Genomic DNA, 4,770 nt, shown 5'->3' with positions numbered 1-4,770 from the left:
CACCCCGTCGCACGGCTACGGGTCGGAGACGGTCGTCGCCCGGCAGCCCGGCGCCGCGAGGGAGCGCGCCGGGGTACGGGCCATCGCGCGGCGCAATCTGGTGGCCGCCGGGTCCGGCGCGCTGCTGGTCGCGGTGCTCGGCACCGTCGTCACCCTGGGCATGACCTCCGACGAGGGCGCCGGAGGCAACCCGTCGAGCAACGTGGGCGGCAACCCGACCGCGACCCAGGACCTGGACGACGGCACGCTGGGCGCCGTTCCGAAGCGGGACGAACCCGCCCCGGCCGGCGTCACCACCACCCGCCCGGCCGGCCCCGGCCCGGACGGCACCCCCGGCACCTCGGACGACCCCTCGCCGTCCGCCACCACGGGCAGCCCGAGCGCCGACCCGACCGGCACCCCGGGCACCGGGGGCGAGACGAGCCCCGAGCCGACGCACGGCGGCGGCTCCACCGGGCCCACGGGCAGGCCGACCAAGACGGGCAAGCCGTCGACGCCTCCCAGCAACACCGACGTACCGACGACGCCGGGGGAGCCGACCGACACCGGGGAGCCGAGCACGCCCGAGGACCCCACCACGCCCCCCACGACCTCCACCTCGGCCGGCGGTCCGGCCGACGGCGCCACGGCGTCCGCGCCCGCCTCCAGTGCGGCCACCGAGACCACGGAGAGCGCGAGCACCGAGCCGCCGGTGATCTGAGGTCCCCGAAGGGCGGCTCAGAACAGCCGGAGCTTGTCGTCCTCGATGCCGCGCATGGCGTCGTAGTCGAGGACCTGGCAGCCGATGCCCCGGTCCGTGGCCAGCACGCGGGCCTGGGGCTTGATCTCCTGGGCCGCGAACACCCCGCGCACCGGGGCGAGATGGGGATCGCGGTTGAGCAGCTCCAGATAACGGGTGAGCTGCTCCACGCCGTCGATCTCGCCGCGCCGCTTGATCTCGACGGCGACCGTGCCGCCGTTGGCGTCCCGGCACAGGATGTCGACCGGGCCGATCGCGGTCATGTACTCGCGGCGGATCAGGGTGTAGCCCTCGCCGAGGGTCTCGATGCGGTCGGCGAGCAGCTCCTGGAGGTGCGCTTCCACGCCGTCCTTGATCAGACCGGGGTCCACGCCCAGTTCGTGGGACGAGTCGTGGAGGACTTCCTCCATCGTGATGATCAGTTTCTCGCCCGCTTTGTTGATGACGGTCCACACGCCCGCCTCGTCACCCGTGCCCTCCTTCAGGGTGCAGGGCGGCGACATCCAGTTGAGGGGCTTGTAGGCCCGGTCGTCCGCGTGGATGGAGACGCTGCCGTCCGCCTTGACCAGGATCAGGCGGGGGGCCGAGGGCAGGTGGGCGGTGAGCCGGCCGGCGTAGTCGACCGAGCACCGGGCAATGACGAGACGCATGGTCGGCAACGCTACTCGACGCGCACCCGTGCACGCGATTCGCCCGCGTCCCACCACCTGCCCGCCGCCACCCCCGTCCGGCGGGTCACCCCAATTGTCCCTGATAACTCTTGTTCATCCCTGGCCGATTGTGGCCGCAGGACGACCGTTCCATATACGCATTCTGCTGGTGTGGTCACCGACGGTTGCCTACCGTAGGAGCAGGGAGGCCGCGTGGGGGTACGGAGCGTCTCCGCTGTCGCGCACTCCCTTATCTGTCCGGCAACCCCTGTCCATCGGGGGTGCGAGAGGAGAACCCATGTCGCTCGACGTCTCACCGGCCCTACTGGAACAGGCCGAGCGAGGCGAGGTCGACGAAGCAGAATTCGTCGACTGCGTCCGGACCTCCCTGCCCTTTGCGTGGGAGATGATCAGCTCCCTGGTGGCCCAGCTGAAGGTGGACGGCGGACCCTTCGCCGACAACCAGACGCCCCCGCCGGACGAGCAGGCGCGCGGCCAGTTGCTGCGCGCGCTCGCCAGTGACGCCATACGCGGCGCTCTCCAGCGTCACTTCGGCGTACGCCTGGCCTTCCAGAACTGCCACCGGGTGGCGGTGTTCCCGCTGGACCCGTCGGTGGACGAGAGGCTGGCCCGCTTCACCTCGGTGCGCGCCCAGCTCCTCAACCAGTCCCCGGAGCTGCGGGACTGCTGACGCACACGCGCGACGTCGGCTCCATGAGCCGCCGGCTTGCCGTTCCCGTCCGGGGGAGGTGCATGCGGGACGGGCGCGGCAGGCTCTCCCGGCGGCCGGGGAGCCGGTGGCGGTCAGTGCAACTGCGGCAGCACCTCGGCGCCCAGGCGCCGCAGGTTCTCCTCGGTCGCGTCCAGATCGCCGGTGCCCTCCACGAGCAGGGCGAAGCGGGAGATCCCCGTGCGCTCCGCGGTGGCCGCGAGACGATCCGCGGCCAGCCGGGGCGTACCCACCGGGTGCAGCCCGCAGAGCAGTTCGGTGTAGGCGTACGGGTCGCGCATCGCGCGCGCCCGGCCGTCCACCGTGACATGGGCCTCAAGGCCCCGTTTGAGCCAGCCCGGCATCGCCTTCAGCAGCGTCTCCACCGCGTCGGAGCGGCTGTCCGCGAGCTGACAGACGCCGGCCGAGACATGGCCGGCCGCCGCGATCTCCTCGGGCGAGCGGCCCGACTCGCGGGCGTGGCGCCGCCAGAGGGCGACCATCCCGGCCTTCTCCTCGTCCCCGACGTGCATCCCCAGCAGCATCGGCAGACCCCGCTCCGCCGCCAGCCGCACGCTCTTCGGGGAGGTGCACGCCACCACCACCTCCGGGCCCGGCGTCTCGGTCAGCGCGTCCGCCGGGCGCGGCACCACCGGCACCTCGCGGAACACGTACCGCTCGCCCGACGCACCGACCGACGGCTCGCGCAGCCAGCGCAGCAGCAGGTCCAGCGACTCCGGGAAGCCGCGCTCGTACGCCCCGAGCCCCGCGCCGAACACCTCCAGGTCCACCCATGGCCCGCCCCGGCCGACGCCCAGGGTGAACCGGCCGCCGCTGGTGACGTGCAGCAGCGCGGCCTGCTCGCCGAGGGCCACCGGGTGGACGGTGGGCAGCACGCTGACCGCGGTGCCGACCCGGACACGGCGGGTGCGGCCCAGCAGCAGGGCGGCCAGGGTGACGGCCGACGGACAGGTGCCGTACGGCACGAAGTGGTGCTCGGCCAGCCACACCGTGTCCAGACCTGCCTCGTCGGCCACCTCGGCGGACCGCACCGCCCGGTGCAGGGCCTCTCCGGCGCCCTGGCCCGGATACTGGGCCGCCAGCACAAAACTTCCAACGCGCATCGCATTTCCCGCTTCCTTGGCTCCGACCGGGAGCTCCCCCGACCGGCATAACCACATGACACGTGCCCAGGACACGGCTTGGTGGAGGGATTTGCGGATTGTCTGCAGAATGGTCGCTTCTCTGCTGGAATGGATCGGCCTGGAAGGGGACTTGTACGGGTTGGCGCCCTACGCGTACCCCGGTCGCTGCCGCGTAGGCTGGACGCGGCCCGTGCTCCCTGTATAGCCCCAAGAGGTGTCCCGTGTCCCCGCGTCGCAACCGACCCAAGGCGGCAGGCTCGTCCGGCCGAGGTGCCGAGGACGACCGGTCGGGCCGGTACGGCGGCTGGCAGTCCACCGAGAGCTGGCAGGGCGAGGAGTGGAGCGTCCGCCATGTCGCCGGGGCGAGCGCCGACGGCAAGACCTACCGCTGCCCCGGCTGCGACCAGGTGATCCCCTCCGGCCTCCCGCACGTGGTGGCCTGGCCGGAGCACGCGGGCGTGGACGACCGGCGGCACTGGCACAAGGCGTGCTGGAACGCACGGGACCGCCGCACCACACGGGTACGGCGGTCCGGGAACGCGCCCTGGTTCTGACGGCCGGCGCGCCTACACGTCCCGGCTCTCCAGCAGTGCGTACGCCCCGGCGAACGCCGCCGCCGTCACGCCCAGCATGATCCACAGCGGCTCCCAGCCCGAGGGGCCGGAGTGGCTGAGGGTGTTGTCGTAGAACACGCCCATCTGGCTCGGGATCGAGTACTCCAGCAGCGCCTGCTGCACCTTCTCCAGCGAGCCGGCGTTCATGAACAGCGCGATCACCAGCGGGGCCAGCACGGCGCCGATCATGATGGTGATGGCGCCCGCGGAGTGCCGGATCATCGAGCCGACCAGCAGCGACAGCAGGCCGAGCAGCGCGATGTAGAGGCTGATGCCGAGCGTGGCCTTCAGCCATTCCGCGCCGGACGGGGTCCGGGTCCCGTTGCCCTCCAGCATCGAGGTCTGGATCAGCGCCACCAGGGACACCGTCGCCAGTGTCACCACGAAGGCGACCACGAAGAACACGATCGACTTGGCCGCCAGCACCCGGCCCCGGCTCGGGCACGCGGTCATCGTCGTACGGATCATGCCCGTGCCGTACTCGGACGCCGTGGTCAGCACGCCCAGCGTCATCACGCACATCATGCCGAGCAGCAGCCCGAAGAAGCCGAGGGTCAGCGGGTTCTGGCCGTCCAGCTCACCGGCGCCCCGGACCGCCACCGCGGCCAGCAGGCCGATGCCGACCACGAGCAGGACGAACACGCCGAGTGTCCACACCGTGGAGCGCACCGACTTCATCTTCGTCCACTCCGAGGCCAGCGCGTGCCCGAGATGCGTGGGCGTGACCGGGATCGGTGAGCTGTAGCCGGACAGGAGACCGCCGGACGCGTGGGGCGCCTCGGGCATCGGGGGCTGCTGGGTGCTCATCGGGAGTCCTCGGGCTTCGTCGGTTCGGCGGGCACGGCGTACGGGTTCGGCGCCTCGGGGCCGGGCGCGGCCGGCGCCGGCGGGGCGTACGGGACGCCCGGCTGGG

The 4,770-nt window shown here is 72.4% G+C and carries 5 protein-coding genes and 1 pseudogene; 3 read left to right on the top strand and 3 right to left on the bottom strand.

Translation table 11 applies throughout. The annotated features are described in order from the left end of the window. Nucleotides 1-700, top strand: a pseudogene (locus tag GT030_RS25730) (ATP-binding protein); the annotation flags it as partial. A 17-nt stretch (nucleotides 701-717) separates the two neighbouring features. Here the strand turns inward: GT030_RS25730 and nucS are convergent. Continuing rightward, complete coding sequence (nucS, locus tag GT030_RS25725) at nucleotides 718-1,389, bottom strand: endonuclease NucS (protein WP_135789824.1); 672 nt, start codon at nucleotides 1,387-1,389, stop codon at nucleotides 718-720. Between the two features lie 298 nt (nucleotides 1,390-1,687). Here nucS and GT030_RS25720 point away from each other — a divergent pair, with 298 nt between their 5' ends. Further along, nucleotides 1,688-2,080 carry an SCO5389 family protein gene (locus tag GT030_RS25720; protein WP_030815996.1) on the top strand — a complete coding sequence of 131 codons (393 nt, stop codon included), beginning with the start codon at nucleotides 1,688-1,690 and terminating at the stop codon, nucleotides 2,078-2,080. A 113-nt stretch (nucleotides 2,081-2,193) separates the two neighbouring features. Here GT030_RS25720 and GT030_RS25715 read toward each other — a convergent pair whose 3' ends face one another. Then, nucleotides 2,194-3,222: an LLM class flavin-dependent oxidoreductase gene (locus GT030_RS25715; protein WP_161203155.1), complete on the bottom strand. Its 1,029-nt coding sequence runs from the start codon at nucleotides 3,220-3,222 to the stop codon at nucleotides 2,194-2,196. Between the two features lie 242 nt (nucleotides 3,223-3,464). On the opposite strand from GT030_RS25715, the gene GT030_RS25710 reads away from it, so the two are divergent. After that, on the top strand, nucleotides 3,465-3,797 hold the full coding sequence (locus GT030_RS25710; protein ID WP_161203154.1) for an ATP/GTP-binding protein: 333 nt from the start codon (nucleotides 3,465-3,467) through the stop codon (nucleotides 3,795-3,797). Nucleotides 3,798-3,809: 12 nt separating this feature from the next. Here GT030_RS25710 and GT030_RS25705 read toward each other — a convergent pair whose 3' ends face one another. Further along, entirely contained in the window at nucleotides 3,810-4,664 is an 855-nt protein-coding gene (locus GT030_RS25705; protein WP_161203153.1) for an ABC transporter permease, read from the bottom strand. Between the last annotated feature and the right edge of the window lie 106 nt (nucleotides 4,665-4,770).

The organism is Streptomyces sp. SID1328, assembly GCF_009865595.1.
Lineage (GTDB): Bacteria > Actinomycetota > Actinomycetes > Streptomycetales > Streptomycetaceae > Streptomyces > Streptomyces griseoluteus.
This window is presented reverse-complemented; position numbering and strand designations above follow the sequence as displayed.

Bases quoted from the DNA above. Each gene is read 5' to 3' on its own strand.
- GT030_RS25715 (WP_161203155.1), bottom strand. From the start codon at position 3,222: ATGCGCGTTGGAAGTTTTGTGCTGGCGGCCCAGTATCCGGGCCAGGGC.
- GT030_RS25720 (WP_030815996.1), top strand. From the start codon at position 1,688: ATGTCGCTCGACGTCTCACCGGCCCTACTGGAACAGGCCGAGCGAGGC.
- nucS (WP_135789824.1), bottom strand. From the start codon at position 1,389: ATGCGTCTCGTCATTGCCCGGTGCTCGGTCGACTACGCCGGCCGGCTC.
- GT030_RS25705 (WP_161203153.1), bottom strand. From the start codon at position 4,664: ATGAGCACCCAGCAGCCCCCGATGCCCGAGGCGCCCCACGCGTCCGGC.